The sequence below is a fragment of the Chryseolinea sp. T2 genome, from assembly GCF_037203685.1.
Taxonomy (GTDB): domain Bacteria; phylum Bacteroidota; class Bacteroidia; order Cytophagales; family Cyclobacteriaceae; genus Chryseolinea.
Map to the genome: position 1 here is coordinate 367,694 of NZ_JBBCAU010000006.1, position 20,874 is coordinate 388,567.

At 47.0% G+C, this 20,874-nt stretch carries 13 protein-coding genes; 8 read left to right on the forward strand and 5 right to left on the reverse strand.

The window, feature by feature from the left end:
• Positions 1 to 186 precede the first annotated feature (186 nt).
• The gene (locus tag WBG78_RS20495; RefSeq protein ID WP_337328349.1) at positions 187 to 1,500 is read right to left on the reverse strand and encodes a serine hydrolase domain-containing protein; all 1,314 of its coding nucleotides are present in this window, start codon (positions 1,498 to 1,500) and stop codon (positions 187 to 189) included.
• Between the two features lie 137 nt (positions 1,501 to 1,637).
• Here WBG78_RS20495 and WBG78_RS20500 point away from each other — a divergent pair, with 137 nt between their 5' ends.
• The 5 genes from WBG78_RS20500 to WBG78_RS20520 all read left to right on the forward strand — a co-directional run bounded on the left by WBG78_RS20500 (position 1,638) and on the right by WBG78_RS20520 (position 11,289).
• Positions 1,638 to 2,339, forward strand: coding sequence for a VIT1/CCC1 transporter family protein (locus WBG78_RS20500; protein ID WP_337328350.1), 702 nt, complete (start codon positions 1,638 to 1,640; stop codon positions 2,337 to 2,339).
• A 315-nt stretch (positions 2,340 to 2,654) separates the two neighbouring features.
• Positions 2,655 to 3,644 (forward strand): hypothetical protein, encoded by a 990-nt coding sequence (locus WBG78_RS20505; protein WP_337328351.1) that lies wholly within the window; start codon positions 2,655 to 2,657, stop codon positions 3,642 to 3,644.
• A 263-nt stretch (positions 3,645 to 3,907) separates the two neighbouring features.
• Positions 3,908 to 6,304 (forward strand): ABC transporter permease, encoded by a 2,397-nt coding sequence (locus WBG78_RS20510; RefSeq protein ID WP_337328352.1) that lies wholly within the window; start codon positions 3,908 to 3,910, stop codon positions 6,302 to 6,304.
• A gap of 184 nt (positions 6,305 to 6,488) precedes the next feature.
• Positions 6,489 to 10,676: an ATP-binding protein gene (locus tag WBG78_RS20515; RefSeq protein WP_337328353.1), complete on the forward strand. Its 4,188-nt coding sequence runs from the start codon at positions 6,489 to 6,491 to the stop codon at positions 10,674 to 10,676.
• A 223-nt stretch (positions 10,677 to 10,899) separates the two neighbouring features.
• Complete coding sequence (locus WBG78_RS20520; RefSeq protein ID WP_337328354.1) at positions 10,900 to 11,289, forward strand: response regulator; 390 nt, start codon at positions 10,900 to 10,902, stop codon at positions 11,287 to 11,289.
• A 95-nt stretch (positions 11,290 to 11,384) separates the two neighbouring features.
• Here WBG78_RS20520 and WBG78_RS20525 read toward each other — a convergent pair whose 3' ends face one another.
• The gene (locus WBG78_RS20525) at positions 11,385 to 11,618 is read right to left on the reverse strand and encodes a hypothetical protein (protein WP_337328355.1); all 234 of its coding nucleotides are present in this window, start codon (positions 11,616 to 11,618) and stop codon (positions 11,385 to 11,387) included.
• A gap of 287 nt (positions 11,619 to 11,905) precedes the next feature.
• Between WBG78_RS20525 and WBG78_RS20530 the strand changes: the two genes are divergently transcribed.
• The 3 genes from WBG78_RS20530 to WBG78_RS20540 all read left to right on the forward strand — a co-directional run bounded on the left by WBG78_RS20530 (position 11,906) and on the right by WBG78_RS20540 (position 14,422).
• Entirely contained in the window at positions 11,906 to 12,535 is a 630-nt protein-coding gene (locus WBG78_RS20530; protein WP_337328356.1) for a hypothetical protein, read from the forward strand.
• Between the two features lie 67 nt (positions 12,536 to 12,602).
• On the forward strand, positions 12,603 to 13,031 hold the full coding sequence (locus tag WBG78_RS20535) for a hypothetical protein (RefSeq protein WP_337328357.1): 429 nt from the start codon (positions 12,603 to 12,605) through the stop codon (positions 13,029 to 13,031).
• Positions 13,032 to 13,108: 77 nt separating this feature from the next.
• Positions 13,109 to 14,422, forward strand: coding sequence for a sensor histidine kinase (locus WBG78_RS20540; protein ID WP_337328358.1), 1,314 nt, complete (start codon positions 13,109 to 13,111; stop codon positions 14,420 to 14,422).
• Between the two features lie 46 nt (positions 14,423 to 14,468).
• Here the strand turns inward: WBG78_RS20540 and WBG78_RS20545 are convergent, their stop codons facing one another.
• The 3 genes from WBG78_RS20545 to WBG78_RS20555 form a co-directional block, all read right to left on the reverse strand.
• Complete coding sequence (locus WBG78_RS20545; RefSeq protein WP_337328359.1) at positions 14,469 to 16,883, reverse strand: ABC transporter permease; 2,415 nt, start codon at positions 16,881 to 16,883, stop codon at positions 14,469 to 14,471.
• A 195-nt stretch (positions 16,884 to 17,078) separates the two neighbouring features.
• Positions 17,079 to 19,391 carry an alginate O-acetyltransferase AlgX-related protein gene (locus WBG78_RS20550; protein WP_337328360.1) on the reverse strand — a complete coding sequence of 771 codons (2,313 nt, stop codon included), beginning with the start codon at positions 19,389 to 19,391 and terminating at the stop codon, positions 17,079 to 17,081.
• A gap of 5 nt (positions 19,392 to 19,396) precedes the next feature.
• Positions 19,397 to 20,821 (reverse strand): MBOAT family O-acyltransferase, encoded by a 1,425-nt coding sequence (locus WBG78_RS20555; protein ID WP_337328361.1) that lies wholly within the window; start codon positions 20,819 to 20,821, stop codon positions 19,397 to 19,399.
• Positions 20,822 to 20,874: the final 53 nt, after the last annotated feature.

The following is a 20,874-nucleotide window of genomic DNA, read 5'->3' on the forward strand; positions in this document are numbered from 1 at the left end:
TAGTATTCAAATCGTCAGGATAACGACGACAATATCTGGATCGCGACCGACGGGGTATTTCGTAATGATGGACAACCTTTCACTCACTTTTACAAACACAGCGAATCAACGATAGTATTGACGCCATGGAACAGCGGTAATTATGTTTTGTTCACAACTCAGCGGCTCTGCAGTGAGGTGGTTTGATCACGGGAATATTGCTTTCACCGGCTCCCTCTTATTGTTATACTCGAAATAGATTTTCTCCTCTTTCCCTTCAACGAAAAAAGTACTGTCGCTGGTTGAATACAGATTGAAGCCTCCCAGGTACGGGATTTTCACAACAAGTTGTCCATCCTCTTCCCTGAGGATCGTTACCGGATCACCGTCATTATCGTAATGTTTTTCGAAGCGTTTTGTTTTCGATGGATCGTCGGCAATCAATGCGGGCCAGTGTTTACGATCGGGTACGTACGCGATCAGTTTGGATTCGTCAATGGTTGTTTTTACTTCTGTTCTCGCAGCGAGAATCTCTTTCACAATCCTTTTGATCGCTGTCCAGTCGACAGCGACCCAGGGTTCAACATACGTGTTTGCGCGATGGACGATGATCATGTCGCTGTCGGGCAACAATAACAACATGTGCCCGCCCATTCCCTCCGCTGTGTAGCACCTTTGGTTGAATGCTTTTTCGGGAGGCATTGACCACGCGTAACCCATACCATAGCTGACCGACTTTGGGCTGCATCGGGTAAGACTTTCCATAACCCATTGTTCGGGCACGATTTGCTGATCCCCCCATCGCCCACCATTCATATACATCAGTCCGAATCGCGCCATGTCGCGCGACGACATATTCATGTGATATACCGGATGCAGCGATATCTTCTCATAGTTGTACCACGCATCATGCGGAACAAAATCCTCCATTCCCGTGGGCAAGGCGATGTGCTCACCAAATGCATCGGTGAGCTTCACATGCGTTTGTTGCTCGAACACCGTATTCAAGGCATTGTAGTTCCAGTTGTTGTAGTACCAGTGTTCACCGGGCTGATAAGCTCCGCGCTTAGGTCCCCCGTTGCCGCCGCTGGCGACAGAGGGAAGATAGATGCCAGAGTAGCCGGTCATCAGTTGTTTCACGGTGGCTTTCTTCTCGACGTCGGTAAGTGGCGTTACCTCGTCGATACCGTATTCACCGATAGATTTATTGATATCGATCATCCCTTTTGAAGCATAGATCCCGATCAGTGCCGACTGCGTTGCTTTCCTTGCTGAATGCATCCGAAATCGCCGGCTCGCATCACCCCATGACTGCACGATCGCTCCCTTGTAAACGATAAGCACATTCGCTGAATGGTACTCATTGGCAAGCTTGTGCGCTTTCTCAAGTTTTTGTGATGAGAATCCCGCGTCTTCTGGAGTTTGATATTGAAGCCATTGTTTTCCGGGGAGACGGGCCGTTGATAAAGGAGAAGAACTGAACGCAAAAAGTACGAATAGTAATGGGAGCAGTCTTTTCATCGGTGGTTCTTCAAGATAACTTTAAAAAGTAGTAGTTGTCAGACACAGCAGCTTTTCCTCCTCCCTATTTTTCACCATCTTCCATTCCCAACCGGATCAGCATTGGCGCTTCTGATAACGATTAAACTGTAAAAAAAATGTTAACTATCGATAATTACTTAGACAGCCACTACATACACCGAAGTAACTGGTTGCGCGCGGCTGTATTAGGCGCTAACGACGGAATCATTTCGGTTTCAAGTCTGGCCATTGGAATAGCGACTGCAAGCACCACCAGGGACCCCATACTGCTTGCAACAATTGCCGGACTCGTCGCTGGTGCGTTGTCAATGGCTGCCGGTGAATACGTTTCAGTAAGTTCCCAAACTGACATTGAACAAGCAGACATCGAAAGAGAGAAACATGAACTGGCCACGATGCCGGATATTGAGTTGAATATACTGGCTGAGATTTATGTAAAACGGGGCCTGAAAAAAGAAACTGCTATGATAGTCGCTAAAGAATTGACTGCAGCAGACGCGCTCGGAACACACATACGGGATGAATTGGGAATTAATGAAGTGAGCCAGGCGAACCCAACACAAGCCGCTTTTGCCTCCGGAGCCGCCTTTACCGCTGGCGGATTATTGCCCCTCCTCGTAACCCTGTTTGCACCCGTCAGCAATATGGAATATTTCCTTTATGGCTTTACTATAGTTTCATTGGTGATTCTGGGAGCCATATCTGCAAAGACAGGCGGATCGGGTATTGCCAAAGCCATTGTGCGAATTGTGATCTGGGGTACAATTGCTATGGGCTTATCAGCATTCGTCGGTTACATTTTTGGTGTTGATCTTTGAACCCAGATTAAGGAACACACTGGCAGTTACCCTGACCGTTGGCTGGACAACTAACTGATGTGGCAAGTACGCGCAAATAGCAGATTCATCGATTATGGTACATGCGAAGGGGCCTCCCTTCTGAATATTGGAGGCATACGTTATATTTACCATCAGCAGTAGAACGCCCCATTTTTTGTGCACGTTTGCAGGTCCATTAATGGAATCTGCACGTAGCGACGTATAGATACACGGTTGCCCTTCCCATCACAAACCTCCCGTCTTTACGACAAACGTGTGTGGCGCACTTCGTGCATTTGAAATGTATATGAACTTATGAGCTTGTCAAGACTTTATTCGGGACATGTACTGGGCAATGAAAAACTCACTGAGTCTGAACTAAAAGAAACTACGCACGGCATTTTCTCATTCGCCAATACGGTTAACGAGCGAATGCTTGATGTCATGTTTTTGTTCGGCATGTTTATCTCCTTTTTTTATGATACCTGGTTGATCGCAACTGTGGTTGGAGGCTTGTGTCTGGCCTCATACTATACAACCAAAAAGCTGATACCAGAGTCCGATCTCTATCAATATGTGCTGAGTGGGGTTTCGGCCATCTTCGCAGCACAGTTTATTTACCAGATGCACGGCATGGCGGAGATGCACTTTTGGGTGTTCATCAGCTCAACGATTCTGATCATCTACCAGAACTGGAAACTACAGCTGCCACTGATCGTAATTGTTATCATTCATCACGGCTTGTTCGCCTACCTGCAGTATTCCGGATACGACGGCATATACTTCACGCAGCTTGACTACATGGATCTGACAGCATTCTTCTTCCATGGTGTGCTGGCGGCCTGCGTTTGTGCTGTGTCGGCGTATTGGAGTTACGCTATATACAAACGTACCATTCAGGACGCCGTCAATCTGAAAACGCAGACGTTGTTGCAGAAAGATCTTCAAAAAGCAAACGAAGAGCTCAGAACCTCTGAAGAAGAGCTGCGTGCTTCACAGGAGGAACTCACACTGATCAACGAGAACCTGAACGGGTTGGTTAAGGAAAGAACACTGGCGATCATTGATCAGAACAAAAAGCTCGTGCACCATGCCTACATCAACGCACATAAAGTGAGAAGCCCGCTTGCCCGCATTCAGGGGCTTGTGAACTTACTCGGCCACGAGATGCCTCAGTTAAACGAAAGCGTGAAGGAGATTCATCGCCTTCTGGAAGAGTCTTCAACAGAACTGGACGAGATTCTGCAGGAAGTGAGAATTAACCTCGATGCGGCAGAGTACAAGAATCTGAGTGAAGAGGAGTAAACTTCCGCTCAGTGCTTCACTCTCACACTTCACTCTCACTCTGCTTCCCATCCCCCGTCCCACGTGATCGCAGAAGCAAACTGTCAAGCCAACGCCTGGACGAGTCATGTCTTCTGAAGGAGCGAAGCCAAGGCAAACCGTCCGCACGCGAACGTTTTTAGTCCTTTAACAATAATTAACTGAATGACCCGGTTTTTTGTTCGTAAGTTGTCTTCAACTGACGTCATTTCCAGCTTCACACGTCTGACCTCAACGCTCTCTTTATGCTTAAAAACCTTCTGAAGATCGCCTTTCGCAATATCATCAAAGATCGCACTTATAGTGCTATCAATATTTTCGGATTAACGATCGGCATCACCTGCAGCCTCTTCCTGCTGATGTATATACTCGATGAGATAAGCTACGACCGCTATCACAAAAATGCAGCGAATATCTATCGCGTCATCTCAAACATCAAAGAGCCTGACAATGCATTCACCTGGGCGGTAGCGCAAATACCATTGGCCGATGAAATAAGAGACAACTATCCTGAAGTGGAAAATGCCGTGCGTTTCTTCGGAACGGGAAGAACTCTGTATAAGAATGGTGACAAACAGTTTTACGAAACGGATTTCTATCTCGCCGACTCCACGGTGTTCGACATGTTCACCTATCCATTCATTGCCGGTGATCCATCCACAGCGTTGGACAATCCCTTTTCAATGGTACTGACGGAAAAGACAGCCATCAAATATTTTGGCAGTGCAGAAGCTGCACTCGGACAGTCGCTGCAGAATATTCAAAAGGAAGAGCACAAGATCACAGGCGTAATGAAAGACGTGCCCCTGAATTCACACTTCAGATTTGAAGGGTTGATCTCGAGACGCTCGCAGCCAGGCTACAACGGATCATGGGGAAACTTTGGTGTTTTTACTTATCTCCAGCTGCCTCCAGGCTATAACCTGAACAAGATGCAGGAGAGTCTCGATAAGGTTATCAAAGAAAAGGTAAACCCTATTTTTGACCAGTACAACATTAAGATCCGTTATGAACTTCAGCCAATCGTCGACATACATCTTCATTCGAAAATTCAGGATGAAGCCGAAGGCGGCGGTGACATTTCATACATCTATATCTTCGGTGCAGTAGCGGCTTTCATGCTCATCATCGCCTGCATCAACTATATGAACCTTGCCACCGCGCGTTCCGCGAACCGGTCTAAGGAAGTCGGAATACGTAAGGTAATGGGATCGCTCCGGCCTCAGCTTATGCTGCAGTTTATCACGGAGTCGCTGGTCATCGCGGTCCTGGCATTGATCGTAAGCATGATACTCATCTACGCGTTGCTTCCTGGATTTAACACGTTGGCAAATAAGGAACTTCCCTTCAGCTATATTTTGCAACCCACCGTCCTCTTCAGCCTCATCGGCATCGTTGTATTTGTTGGTGTGATTGGAGGAAGTTACCCCGCATTTTATCTGTCGGGCTTCAACCCTGTGAGCGTTTTGAAAGGTAAGCTGGCGGCGCGTGGCGGTACCGTTATCTTTAGGAAGGGTCTTGTCGTTACACAGTTCGCGATATCAATCTTTATGCTGATCTCTACATTGATCGTGTACGATCAGCTGCAATACATCCGGAATAAAGATCTTGGTTTCGACAAATCACGAATCGTCCGCATCGAGCTGGCGGAACAGGATGTGCGGGCTAAAGAGAATGTGATCGTTGAACGATTTAAACAGCTCCCCGATGTCGCCGGCGTGGGTACAGCTAACTCCTCGCCTGGACAGGGTATCGGTAAAAATCTCTTTAAGGTTGAGAGTGAAGAGGGAACGATGGAAGACCGCGGTATAGACCTTTTTGGAGCGAACTTTGATTTCGTGCAGGCAATGGGCATGACGATTGTTCAGGGACGCGACTTTTCCAGGGACGTTCCTTCAGACACAACGTATGGGGTATTGGTTAATGAAGCGATGGTCAAAAGGATGGCCTGGAAGAATCCTATTGGCAAAAAGTTCATTGCTCCTGGAGGTGATCCTAACAAACCATTTGAGAAACGCGTAGTCGGCGTGATAAAAGACTATCATCAGAATTCTCTCTATGACGCCATCGAACCATTAATGATCATACTCGGTAAAAATTACAATTACGTATTTGTTCGCACAGCTACAGGCGATATCAAAAAGTCAATGGCTGGTTTGGAGACGGCGTGGAAGGAAATATTTCCAAACAACGCATTTGAATACGACTTCCTGGACCAGGATTTCAATTCACAATACAAAGCCGACGAGAAGAGAAGCCAGATCTTCACGGCATTCTCCGGCCTCACGGTACTGATCGCCTGCCTGGGGTTGCTTGGCTTGTCAGCATTCACTACTCAGCAACGCACAAAGGAAATCGGCGTCAGAAAAGTGATCGGTGCTTCAATGTCAAGTCTCATAGTGTTGGTGTCCCGCGAGTTCTTCCTGCTGGTAGGTATCGGCATGGTGCTTGCATTTCCCGCTGCCTGGTATTTTACAGACAGCTGGCTGCAGAACTTCGCGTATCGCATTCAATTGGGTGGCGAGTGGCTTACGTTCGTCATGTCAGCAGTTATCGCCTTCGCGATCACGTTGCTCACGGTGGGGTACCATGTGCTGAGAGCAGCCGCGGCTAATCCCGTCAAGTCACTCCGCGACGAGTAATCAGGGTGAGAGTATAGTGTGAGAGTGAAGAACACAGTTCGCTCTCACACTTCACTCTCACTCTGTATTTCTTCGCTCTCACACTCCACTCTCACTCTGTTTCCCTCAGTCCGCTTGACCGCGATCACTAAAAAATCCCTATTTTAGTATAGCGGCTCCTTCGGCCTTTACTGCGCCTCCCCTTATGACCAAACCAAAAGCACCAGCAAAGGGGAAAACCCAACAGAAAAAGAAACTCACGCCCAAAGCGAAAGACACGCTATTGACGAAGGCCCATACCCGGTCAATGGAAATGATGTTCGCAGAAAGGTCGCTTGACAAAGTCAATGAGACGGTCGCCGACGACGTGATGGGATACGGCACAACGCTGGACGAAAAAATGTTTGGCATCGGCGGCTACCTGGAGTTGGTACGACGGCAACGTGAGCAGGGCGCGGACATCGAGATGAAGATCACACAGCATCCGGTCTTCCGCAGAGTAAGTGCTGCTACGGATTCAGCAGTCATCGTTGAAGAAATCGACATCGATCTTCTGATAGCAGGAGAGCATCACAATCTGCACGTGAGACTGACCACTATCTATGAGTTTGTCGACGATAAGTGGAAGCTAATTCATTGGCACGGATCAAAACCCGAGTACGAATCAGGCGGCGCCGACACCTGGCACATCGGAGAATGGGAAAATAAAACAGCGGAGCTCGAGCGTCAGGTAGAAGAAAAAACGCACGACCTCTCGCATAAGAATCGCGCGCTTGAGGTAGAGGCCGCGTTGGAGAAAGTCCGCTCTGCATCACTAGCCATGCACAGCTCAAGCGACCTGGGAAAGGTAGCTGGAGTCTTGTTCGATAAATTGATGGAATTAGGATTGTCCTTCGATGGTGCGCTCATTTTTCTTTTTGATCGCGAACGAAAAAACATTGACCTCTGGATTGCCACAACTCAATTAGCGGAAGCAACACTCATCGATCTGCCCTTCGACGAGGTCATCATAAACAATGAAATTATGGTGGATCTCTGGAAGGCGATTAACGACGGTGAGCATATCATCAACAGATCTTATTCCGGTGCTGCAAAGAATGATTACTTCCAGTACGTCTGCAAGCATAACCAGTCAAAGATTCCGGCATCCGTGGGTGAGCTTCAACAAAATGCCGGAAGCTGGACTGGAACCTTTGCAGCAGAAAAAAACTGTTTATTGGGTTTCGACAGCTGGACGGGTCGCATAACACCCGCTGCTGATGTTGAAATACTCAAGAGGTTTGCTGGTGTATTCGAGCAGGCCTACGTTCGCTTCCTTGATCTTCAAAAAGCAGAAGCGCAGGCACGCGAAGCTTTGATTGAATCTGCGTTGGAGCGGGTGCGCGGTAAAGCGATGGCGATGCACACATCGTCAGACTTAAAAGACGTTGTGCGCGAGCTGAGAAAACAATTGAATACCCTTGGCCAACGTGATCTCGAAACTTTTGTCATTCATCTTCACGATGAATCCCCTGATCACATTCACGCATGGGCGGCCGTGAGACCAGCCACAAGCGACGGGGAGATACTTGAAGTCGACATTCTTGTTCCCAAGCGTGGCCTTGAAATTATTGAAGAGGCATTGGATCAATACGATGCGAAACGAGGTGATTATATGCTGGTGCATGATGGAAAAAAAGCCTCGGAGTGGATGCGTTTTATAGAACAGGCCTCATCAGCAACGATCGACCGGATCATGGAATCGCGCGACAATTCATTGCCGATGGACCTTCGTGGATATTGGTCATTTAGCGATTTTGACGGAGGATCTTTACTCATGGCTACACTCGAGCCACCGCCTGATGCATCAAGATCCCTGCTTCGCAGATTTGCGAACGTCTTTGGACTTGCCTATAGAAGATTCGCAGATCTAAGGCAGGCGGAATCACAGGCGCACGAAGCAAAAATAGAAGCAGCACTCGAACGTGTTCGTGCCCGTACGATGGCCATGCATAAGAGTGGAGAACTGGCCGAAGCAGCTCATGTATTGTTTCAGCAGCTGGTTGCACTGGGCGGAATACCCGACCGAATCTCCATTTGTATTGTCGATGATGATGAACGTGCCATCACTTTCTGGATTACGGATCAATCCGGTCTTGAGATCAAGAGGAACTTCAAGTCACGTCTGGATGAACCTACCACCATCTCGAAAGCATTCACGGCATGGAAAGCCGGAAAGCCATCTCTGATCGTTGATCTGCAGGGCGCTGAACTGGATGCCTGGCTTGAGTTTGTTATCGTCGAAGTAGGCATTCAGGTTGATCGTAAATTTATTAAGAACAGGCGTGTCCATCAGTTCGCATACTTTACTCACGGATGGTTGATGGTAAGCACTCATGAACCCTGTACCGATGAAACAATGAGAACGCTGGAGCGCTTTGCTCTGGTGTTCAACCTTACGTATAGAAGGTTCCTGGACTTGAAGATGGCGGAAGGCCAGGCTAAGGAAGCACAGATAGAAGCCGCATTAGAACGTGTTAGAGGAAAGGCGATGGCCATGCACAACAGCAGTGACCTCGCCACAACGGCCGGCCTGGTGTTTGGTGAATTGAGGAAGCTCGGAATTAATCCGATCCGCTGTGGCATCGGATTAATTGATCAAAGCATGCTTCGGGCCCTGCTGTACGCGGCAACTTCGTCTGCTGGTAATGACACCCTATCAGTAGTTGGATCGGTTCTGTTATCCAGCCATCCAGTACTCACCGAGATTTTCGAACACTGGAGAGACAAGACGGATTTCTTTCCGGACTTAAGTGGTAACGAGTTGGTTTCATACTATGAGAAACTTCTCGAAGGCCTTCCTGTACCGGTTCCACAGTTTGGCCCTGACGAGCATCAGCACGGACATTTCATTCCCTTCTCGGTCGGCTGCTTATACGCATGGTCAGGAACTCCTTATCAGGAAAGCGACGTTAAGATCCTGAAAAGATTCGCGGCAATTGTTGACCTCACTTTCAGGCGATATTCGGAACTGCAAAAGTCCGAAGCCAGTGCACGAGAGGCGATTAAGCAGGCGGCACTCGACAGAATTCGCGCCGATATTGCATCTATGCGTAACGTTGCAGACCTCGACAGGATCACGCCCCTCATCTGGAACGAGCTCACAACGCTTGGTGTACCGTTCATTCGTTGTGGTGTCTTTATAATGGATCAGAAAGAGAAACAGGTTCACACGTTTCTCTCCACGCCGGAGGGAAAAGCAATTACTGCGTTTCACATTCCCTTCGACGTTCCCGGCAACATCGGTGAAGCGCTTCGCCATTGGGAGATGCAAACGCCATATGCTGGAAGATGGAGCCAGGATGACTTTAACACCCTGGCGGATATCCTCATAAAGCAGGGAACAATTGACAACAGGGAACAATACCTTAACAGTCTGCCCGCTGGGGGATTCTGGTTGCATTTCCTGCCTTTCTTACAGGGAATGTTATATGTTGGAAATACTGACAAACTCGGTGATGAACACATCAGCCTCATTCAATCAATTGCTTCAGCTTTTTCAACGGCATATGCCCGTTATGAAGACTTCAAAAAACTACAGCTGGCAAAAGTTCAGGTTGAGAATACGTTATCAGAATTGAAACAGGCACAGCAACAGCTCGTACAATCAGAAAAGATGGCATCGCTGGGCGAACTCACCGCAGGTATCGCCCATGAAATACAGAACCCATTGAATTTTGTCAACAACTTTTCTGAGCTGAACAATGAGCTCATAAATGAAATGGTGGACGAGATTGGGAAGGGCAACTTTAATGACGTCAGGGATCTTGCCAGGTCGATTGGTGAAAACCAGGAGAAGATCAATTACCATGGCAAGCGTGCCGAAGGAATCGTGAAGGGTATGCTGCAGCATTCAAGGACCAGCAGCGGTCAAAAGGAATTAACCGACCTCAACTCACTGAGCGATGAATATCTTCGCCTTGCGTATCATGGCATGAGAGCGAAGGATAAGTCCTTTAATGCAAACTTCGAAACAGATTTTGATCCATCACTCCCCAAGGTTAATCTCGTTCCACAAGACATCGGCAGGGTTATTCTGAATCTGATCAACAATGCATTTTATGCAGTAGCAGAAAAGAAGAAAATGCAGCAGGGCGACTATTCCCCTATGGTGAAAATCGTAACAAAGAAGATCTCTGATACAGGAGTCGAGCTTCACATATCCGACAACGGCGATGGTATCCCAGCTAAAATAATGGACAAGGTCTTTCAGCCATTTTTCACTACCAAGCCAACCGGTCAGGGCACGGGATTGGGCCTGAGCTTATCTTATGATATCATAAAGTCGCACCAGGGTGAAATCAAAATAGAAACCGAGCAGGGCCAGGGTACAAAATTTGTGATCAGCCTATAATTGCATTTCTCCGCTCCCACACTCCACTCTCACACTTCACTCTCACCCTGTCCTCCACTCTCACACTTCACTCTCACTCTGTTTCTTCGTGGTGTGCTTTCCTCCTATTGTCCAATTTTGCAGCATTTAATTCAGCCGATGCTTTACAATTCCTCTAATTTTCCAAAAAAATCTGTTTGGCCTGCCTTTAGTAATCGCGAAGCAAGACAACTACGTCCTGGGCATGACAACACCGCAGAGAATAATTTTTGTCGTCGACGACGATCCGGATGACCTTGAATTTTTCAGGGAGGCAATTCTCAAGATCGACGATTCTTTCAAGTGTATTCAGTGCGCTGATGGCAAGATGGCCGGACAGCTGATTCAACTTAATATCATCCCGGCTATTGTTTTTATTGATATCAATATGCCTGTGTATAATGGATTCGAACTATTGAAGGACCTTCGCAGCAAATACAATGTAGAGAATTTGCAAATTGCTATGTTATCGACGTCAATGAATGCTGAATACTCAGCGAAACTGACAAGCATGGGAGCTCAGTACACGCTGCAAAAGCCGTCTTCATTCAATGGATATTTGGAAATGCTTACACCTATCCTCGCTAATATCTGAACCAATAGTGGCCGATAATTCAAGCTATGGTGTACAGTTCACCGTAGTTAATAAACGAATCCGGCTAATATCATACTAGATGATGTCGTGCACGATCACTTTGGTTTAACTTCGATCTGCAAGGCATCAGGATAATCAGGAACCAATTCACTCACGTCACGTTGCTTATTGGAATCGCTGATCTCACGAACCACCCTGGAAACTGGTGTTTGATAGGCCACCCGGACGGACGACACCTTCCACTTCCCATCTCCTAAGAAGACAGCAATGCTTGGGTGATCATCACCATCAATCTCGACAAGATATGAGCGGCCAACCTCCAGATCCATAATTAAAAGTGTCTAATGAACAAGTCTTGTGCCTGGGTATAATGTGTGCGGGCTGCAAGAGTGCGCGTGCAGCCTCTGGGATATGAGCAGCAAATTCCACACTCAGACATCCACATTGTTGAAATTCTCACACATGCCGCAGAAAGCATTCTCATTCCGACATTCTGGCGCCCATGACACCTGTCTAACGCTATCGCTATGCTAAAATCGGAATTCAACTGGCACTTTAACGCGTTATCACAAAAGCTTACTATTTTGACATTCCTTAAGGAGCAATTGTTTGATATATGAGCCACAATCCCGCCCTTGTGCTGATCACCAACGTTCACGAACAAAACTATGAGCTATTGCTGAAGGAGGTGCAGCTGGATGTGTATGTCAGCCCTCATACTGAGCCTGCCCGTAAGGATGTTAATCTGATGAATATTACCTATGACTATTTTACTGACAGACTGTGGATCGGGCATTATAACCAGGTGCTTATCATGGTGAACGGCCTGTTAGCTCGTGAATTTGTACGCATTGACAGCTCTGCGACTGAATATGCATTCGTAAAAGCTTTTCCGCAGTCGGATATTGTAAGTCTTTCCTATGCCAGCACGTCAACATCATATAGCTACGCCGTTATCCGGAATGGAAAGAAAATGCGGGTCAAAAATGGTTCGCAGGACGGTACTTTAACCGACTTCGGCGACTTGCTTCCAATAGAGCGTGAACTCAGCGTCGATGACGTCATCTCCCCTGGCGATCTTGAAGACCTGCAGGCCGACAGGTCATCCGAAGAAGTTGAAATGACAGTGGAAGGTCTGCGCGGTTCATCTGTAATGCACCGGCTTGTAGCAGACTACCTTGGCGGACTGGAACTGTACAGCGAAGGGTTGCAGGCGATACCGGTTACGGAGTTTGTAAGACGTTGATACTGCACACAAGCTTCAGCTAAATATTCTTTTGTAACACTAACGCAGAACATCCAATATTTCATCAATGAATCTCAACGACTACCGAAAATGCTTCGAATTAAGCTTTGATCAATTCATACTGGAGAATAGCGTGCGGGACGCTCAAATCAAGGAAAATTTATCTTACGAAAAACTAACCGGTGTGGTTCGCGTTGAGCTCGACAACAGTCAATTCTTCTTCTTCAAGGAAGGCAAGTTAAAACTCATCTATACTTCAAACGAAGGTGTTGCGAACAGAATTTGGAAGGAATTCCTGGCGACCGTCGGCAACAATCCGGAAGACGTCGTGCGTTCCCGGGCCGGAAAAACATCCAATCAGAGGATCTTTGCAAAACATGGTTTCACTGTTTCCACAACTACCAGCGATGTTGATTTCGTGGAGATTTACCCGCCGTGTTCCTTAAAGCTGTACCTGGAAAATATCTATCGTGACGTACCTCTTTTCATAAGATAAACACATCTCACCAAAAACTTACATGGAGTAGTTTAGGGATTACTCGAAATGGAATTATTGGCGTCCCGCATCCATCTTTGAGTAAAGAAGTCGTCAACCAGGTGAAGCTTTCTGTGCCTTTTCAAGCCGTTTCGGCTTTAGAAATCAAAAGAATTAAGCTATTTGAGCGGTTAGCGGTGTTTGCCATTGGCGTTGTGGTGTTGCATTTTATTTTACATGTGATCAACCACGCAACAAAGACCCCTGTAATAGACCTGATTATTGCCATTTTCATATTTGGTTGTTACAAGATGCACCAACAGGGCTACCACACAACGGCCCGCGTACTCGCACTTTCTTTTCTAAACCTGATTATTACCATGCTGGCTTGTGCGATGCCAAAATCTGTCGGGGTATATTTTTATTTTGTTCCGCTGGTAGTCATTTCCATGGCTCTTTTTGGAAATCACCAATCATTGCTTCGCCTGTTATTCTCAACACTATCTGCCGCTCTTCTCTTACTGCTGTTTCTTTCCGATTTCAGACTTGTTGATATCAGGCATTTTGAAACGCCGAATGCAACAACCTTTTTTGCAATCAATATATTCTCCTGCACACTGTTCCTGGCGATATGTATGCTTTTCATGGAACGCATTTACGGTGAATCGGAAAAGGATCTCATTGCCATTGTGGACGAGACCAAAACAGAAAACAGTAACCTCGAAAAAACCAACTCGGAACTGGACCGCCTGCTATACAGCGCGTCACATGACTTACGTTCGCCCTTGTTGTCGATCAAAGGCCTTGTAAAAATCACACAGGATAAAAACGAATGCGAACAGACCGGAAAGTATCTCACCATGATCGGTGAGCGCACTGACCGGTTGGACAGTTTCATACGCGATATCATTGATTATTCCAAAAATGCACGCACCGAAGGCAATAGGGAAATGGTCGACTTAAAAGAACTCGTGACCGAGGTTCAACAGAATTTCCAATTCCTGGAAGGGGCTTCAAGCATAGACTTTCAACAGGAAATTAATCCCCGCGAGGTTGTCCTTGACCGAAGCAGAATCCTGATTGTGCTCAACAACCTTATTTCGAATGCGATCAAGTACCATCGCGCTGATGGAGAGGCTAAATGGATAAAAACTGTTATAAGCGTAGCCAATAATATACTCTGTATCGTAGTCGCGGACAACGGCCAGGGTATCCATCAGGAACGGAAAGCAAAAGTGTTTGAAATGTTCTACCGGGCAACCGACCGATCACAAGGCTCAGGACTCGGCCTGTACATTGTTAAAGAAGTGGTGGAGAAAATGGGTGGCACCATTACCGTCGACTCAATTGAAGGCGAAGGTACTTCTTTTGCTGTTTCCATTCCCATCACTCCTGCTATTGTCGGATCATAGCCAGTCCTTCTCATCGCTCTCACACTCCACTCTCACTCTGTTTTTCCTATTCGCTTCGTAAACTCTTCACGGGATTCGCTACTGCTGCTCTCACTCCATGAAAGCTCACCGTGACCAGAGTAATTAATAGCACACTTGAACCGGCTATAACAAACACCCACCAGTTGATCTGCGTGTGGTAATGATAGGTCAGCAACCACTGCTGCAGATAATACCACGCTATCGGCATGGCTCCCAGCAGCGAGATCGACACGAGTACAACAAACTCCTTCGACAACAACACCCAGATATTGACAAGCGAAGCACCGATCACCTTTCTCACACCAATCTCTTTTGTTTTCTGTTCCGCCATGAATGACGAAAGTCCGAACAATCCAAGGCACGAAATAAAGATGGCCAGCACCGCGAATACCGACGCAAGGTTGCCGATGCGTTGCTCTGCCTGAAATTTTACTCCATACTCATCGTCCACAAAATTATAGTCGAGCGTGCTCGAGGTCACGAGCTTGCCGTGGATTTGCTCAACGCCGGCCATTGATTCAGCAGTACTCTTCGACGGATCGAGCCGGATAATCATCTGACCAAGGCTATTGTTCTCTGTGCCCTTATCAAGCCAGTAAAAGCCTGGCCCAACTGCTTCATAAGGACTATGGGCGATCACGTCCTCCACCACACCGATAATCTCGCGATCCTTTCCAGCTGCGTTGATTGTTTCTCCAATAGGATTTTCAAAACCGATGTAATCTGCCGCTGCCCTATTGATCACAACGGCATCGACATCCGTCGAATGTTCACGGGAGAAATCCCGGCCCTTCAAAATCTTCCATTGAATCGTCTTGCCGTACTCTTCATCAATCCACGTCACGGTAAAATTCGGATCGGTGTCGGGATTCTTTCCACGCCAGTTAAATCCACTCCAGTTGTCCCAAATGGCCGTGACAGGACTACTCGCAAACGCTAAATCTGTTGCAATGCCACTCGAGAGTAACTGATCTTTCATCACCAGTTTACTCTTGTTAAATTCTGCATCGTGAATGGCAATCCGGATGAGATTCTGCCGGTCATAACCAACGGGCCTTGCCTGTGTGAATTGTATTTGTTGATATACGATGATCGTTCCGATGATCAGCATTGCCGACACACCGACCTGGATCACCACGAGAAACTTGCGTGGCATGGAAGCAAACTTGCCCACGCGGAATGTTCCCTTTAGAACTTTTACGGGTTGAAACGACGACAGATAAAACGCTGGATACAGTCCTGCGAGGAAGGCAGTGATGATAAGGAACCCAAGACTCGCCATCCAGAAATAGATGTTGGCAAACGGCATCGAGATCTTCTTGTCTGCCAACTGATTAAAAGCAGGAAGCATCAACAACACGATCAGCATGGAGACCATAAAGGAAATGAAGACGATCATAAACGACTCACTGAGAAACTGATTGACGAGCTGAGACCTCATCGATCCGATCGCCTTACGTACACCAACCTCGCGCGCACGTTTTTCACTTCGTGCAGTACTCAGATTCATAAAGTTGATGCAGGCGAGCAGCAATACAAATGCCCCGACGATTCCAAACAGCCATACGAAAGTGATCCGTCCACCATTGGGGTATCCGTCTTTAAACTCCGAATACAGATACCAGTTTTTGATTGGATTGAGCCACACTTGTGTCTGATGCTCCCGCGAATATTTCGCCACTCCTTCGGGCGTATCTTTCAGATAAAGATCTGCCAGAACAGCGTTCGCCTGTTCGATGGAAACATTATCGGCCGTCTGAACAATGATGCGCGACGCATTATTTCCCCAGTTGGTTTCATTTGCCTTCATCACCGGCGTATTGTTCTTCAGTCCCTCGAAGTTTCCAAAGAACTGGATGTGACTGAAATAAGAATTGGCCGCCATGTTGTCATACACGCCGGTGATGATAGCATCGCGCGACGCATTGATCCTTACCGTCTGGCCAATAGGGTCCTCGTTGCCGAAGATGGATTCCGCCGCGGACTTCGACATGATGATCGCGTTCGGATCGTCGAGGCTGTTTACGTTACCGCGGGCCATATTCATAGAAAACAGATCAATCGCCGACTTATCGATGTATTGTCCCGTCTTGCTGTAATTACGATCACCCACGCGAAGCGCATAGTCTGTCTCCCACCACATGATCGCGACGTTTTTAAACAGATGACCGTATTTTTCCGTCAGGATCTTTGCCACCGGCTGCGCCGTCCCAAACCAGCTTGCCTTAGTGTGATCTACGGGATCTACATTGGTGCGATAAAACATCGCGATGTGATCGTAGTTCTTGTAACTGTGATTGTAGCTCACCTCGTCATACACCCACAGACCGATCATGATCGCCACCGACATCCCCACGGCAAGCCCGCCAATGTTGATGAGGCTGTACATTTTGTGCCTGAGCAGATTTCTCAGGGCGACTTTGAAGTGGTTGCGGAACATGGCGGTAGCTGTTTGTGATGTCTATTGACTACCGGGAACCTGCGGAAAGGTTACAAAAGATTTCTAAAGTTCAGCACAACGAATGCAGCTACATTCCCTGAAATATCAACATGTGCCAAAAATACTTGACCTTGCCACCGTTTGCTTCATCCAGACCGTGAACTCGAATTTCATCCATACACAGTCAGCCATCAGCTATTCTGGTTTCGGGAATATCCGCTTACGTTCTGGCATTCCGAAAAAGTGCGATCGTTCCACGTAAGCCTCTACCACTACGTTGGGCCCAAATTTGTCGACATTCCCCTGATCGAAAATTGTCCAAAGGTAGAGCACTTCTGAAAAGTTATGATCAATGAACTTGATCATCGCCCGTGAATACGAGTCACGGAACACAACTGCCTTGAGATTATTCTTGCACGATAAATTACGATGACGAATAGCATCGTGACCATACTCCAGTGCATCTACCACCTCGATCGAGTCGGGTCCGTTCTTCAGATTGAATTCAGGTATGCTCTCGTAGAAACTTCTGTTCTTACGCATCCCCATCATACCCAACAGGTCTCCTATTGGTTTATCGGTCCATTGGATATCAAAATCCTTTTCTTCCAATACAGGAAGAACGTCTGGTACATCTTCACCTATACGTTGCATCAGGGTCTGGTAGGAGAGAAATGCACCATATTCATTCCAATGCGTGTCATTTTTCAGGTATACCTGAACATGTTCACTGGCATCCCGGAGTTTCTTTCTGGAGTCGACGATACGGACAGAGGGTTCATGTTCCAGGCAGTAACGGGTTATCTGTTCAAAACGCGCAGGTACGGAAGGATCTTTAACTTCAGCACCGTCAGGAAGATATTGCGGATAGATGCTATGTTTTTCAGGCCAGTAAGCCAGGTAATAATTCATTCCTCTTGCTTCCAAGTCGAGTCTGCGCTGATGCCAGCGAACAGCCAGCTCTTCCAGTTGTGGCTGAGTCAGCAGGTTTTCGCGACGAATGTCTTTTACATTGTTATCGCCTTCTCCACGGAAGTACATCCACTTCTTCTTTCCGATCATCACTTCATCCGGATTGGCGGAGGTTGTGAAGAGGCTGGTCTTCAGATGTCCCCCCCATCGGATAAGCAGGTTTCGTAATCCGAAGTTTTCATTGTAATAACTCTCATAGAGCTTCGGATACTCAATGATGTTGTTGGATTTCAACTCCGGTTTTTTGGAGACGATCCTGTTTTCTGTCGAATCCGTGATCAGTTTGAAATCAAAAATGGTGTCAAGGACGGGAAGTATGAGCACGACAACAAAGACTGCTATTTGCGCCCTGTAATAATAAAAGTGCTGTTCTTCCCGGCGACGCGTCGCCTTCAGCAGGAGGCCATAGATCGAAATAGCAAAAAACAACGCAAAGGCAAGGCGCAAAAGGGTGTAGGAACTATCGCGATAAGAAGATCCCAGAACCCATACATCCGTAGTAGCCAGAAAGGGATCGTCGCCGGTAAGATGATAGATACCTGCGGCAGAATCGTAAGTGGTCTGATAACGATCGAACACCTGCGTGATCTCGCGTTCATTCAATGTCAACGAGCGTTTGCCGGTGATCTGGAGTTTTGTAAGGCGCGCATCATCGTTTTCTTTGTTGTCACCGAAATCCACACGAAGGATATTAAAGTCAAGTGAGTCGGGGAAAGCGAACCGAACGCGCTGGAGGTTGTCGGATCCTGTAATCTCCTGTTTCTCCATATAAGTCCCCGTAAATCCCGGAGCACCGTGCGGTACATAGAAAAGATAGATTTCGTCTTTGTGCTTCATTTGAAGATCGACCGTCACGACCGTCTCGTGTCGTAAAGGAATATACTGGCTTAGTAAAAAGGTCAGCAAAAAAACACAGAAAGCGATTGATGCACATAACGCAGCCTGCGTCTTGTTATCAGATACCAGCATTACTCCTGCGAACATGGCTGTGAACAGAAGTGCAAACCAGAAGCGATAGGCAACTGAGTCGTACACTTTCCCGAACTTTTTCATTGCATTCTCATCGAATACCAGGAATGGATCAAACGTATTGTTGACAGAAAATAACAGGATATCATTTCCTTCTACCCGGCACCAAACGTTGGGCTGTAATTCCGATAAAGGCACTTCCTTTGTCAGCGCTCCCTTGCGAAATAAGATTTTTTCTAAAGTGATTTTCGATTGACGTGGATCGTTGTTGAAGCCGATGTCTATGCGCAGTTGAGAAATATCCTTGTCCGGTGGCAGTTCAAATACAATATCCTGCATACCGGGTTGACCCTTCACACGATTAATCCGCTGGTTATGTCCTGAAAAATCCATTACACCCTTTGGAGTAAAGTACAAACGGAATTCGTCGTCTTTCAGAACCTCCGCCCGAAAAACAACTTCTGTCTGCTGCCTGCTTTTGTACAGGTCCACTTTACCCAGCAAAGCATAAATTCCGGCAAAGGCGGGTAGTATTAACCAAAGGAAAGAATGCTTACGAAAATTCATACCGCTTAGAATCTAAAGTAAATAAACGGGTTGTAGCTGTTTTGCGCGAGCTCCATAAAGCAAAATACGAGAACCAGGATATAGCCTACCGGTTTCAGGACATCGATCGTCCTTTCCCATCTTACGCCTTGAAGGAATGTCAGGCGTTTTTGAATAAAATCCATCACAGGCGTTGAGAAGACGATTCCCAGCGCAAGCATAAACCAGAAGTAGTTATTGTAATAGAGCATCGGTGCGAGCTCGGTTCCGGCGGAACCGGTGAACAGAGTTTGCAGGAAACCGATGCTATAGGTGAGATCGTCGGATCTGAAAAACACCCAGCCGATCATGACGATGAGGATACAATAAGTTGTGCGGAAGAAGGCAGGGATCCTCAACAGAAACTTACCGAGACCTATGCGCTCCAGTATGAGAAAGAATCCGTGATAAAGTCCCCAGATAACGAAGTTCCAGCTGGCTCCATGCCACAAGCCGGTAACAAAGAACACGATGATCAGATTCCGGTAGGTAGATACGGTGCCGCCACGACTTCCTCCCATTGGAATGTACAGATAGTCGCGAAACCAGGAGGACAATGAAAGATGCCAGCGTCGCCAGAACTCCTGAATGCTTTGAGCGATATATGGGAAATTAAAGTTTTCAGGTAATGTAAAACCGAACATCTTTCCAAGCCCTACGGCCATATCGGAATAGCCGCTGAAGTCGAAATAGATCTGTAACGTATAGCAAATAATACCTGTCCACGCCACCAGCACGGGAAGCTGCTCCGGAGAAACACTGAACGTATTGTCTGCCACGAGCGCCATCGTGTTGGCGATGAGCACTTTTTTTCCAAGCCCCTGAATGAACCGGTGAATTCCCTCGACGAACAACTGCGAAGTAACGGAACGGCTACGTATCTGCTGATCAATGTCATGATAGCGTACAATGGGTCCCGCAATCAGTTGGGGAAACAAGGCAATGTATAAGCCAAGGTCCACGGGGTTCTTCAATTCTTCTGCATTACCCCAATACAAGTCCATAAGATAAGAGATGCTATGAAATGTATAGAAGGAAATACCCACCGGCAGCAAAACTGAATCATTGTCGATCGAAGTAAAAAAACTCAACTCATGCAGGTTGCCCAGTAGAAAATTGAAATACTTGTAATAGATCAGCAGGCCCAGGTTTACGGTGACGGCAACAGCCAGTATCAGCTTGGTGATGACAGGTGAATATTGTTTGCGTGCCCGCACGACGGCACGGCCGGCAACAAAGTTGATCATGATCGAGATAAGCATGATAATGGTAAGACTTGGCTCACCCCATGCATAAAAAAATATACTGGCCAGGAAAAGAAAAAGGTTGCGATAGCGCTGCCCCAGGAGAAAATAGATGAACAGTACAATGGGCAAAAAGAGCGTGAGGAAAACGAGTGAGCTGAAAAGCATGCAGATGTTAACGGTTTGAGTTAGACGAAACCGCGCCAATATACACATATTGG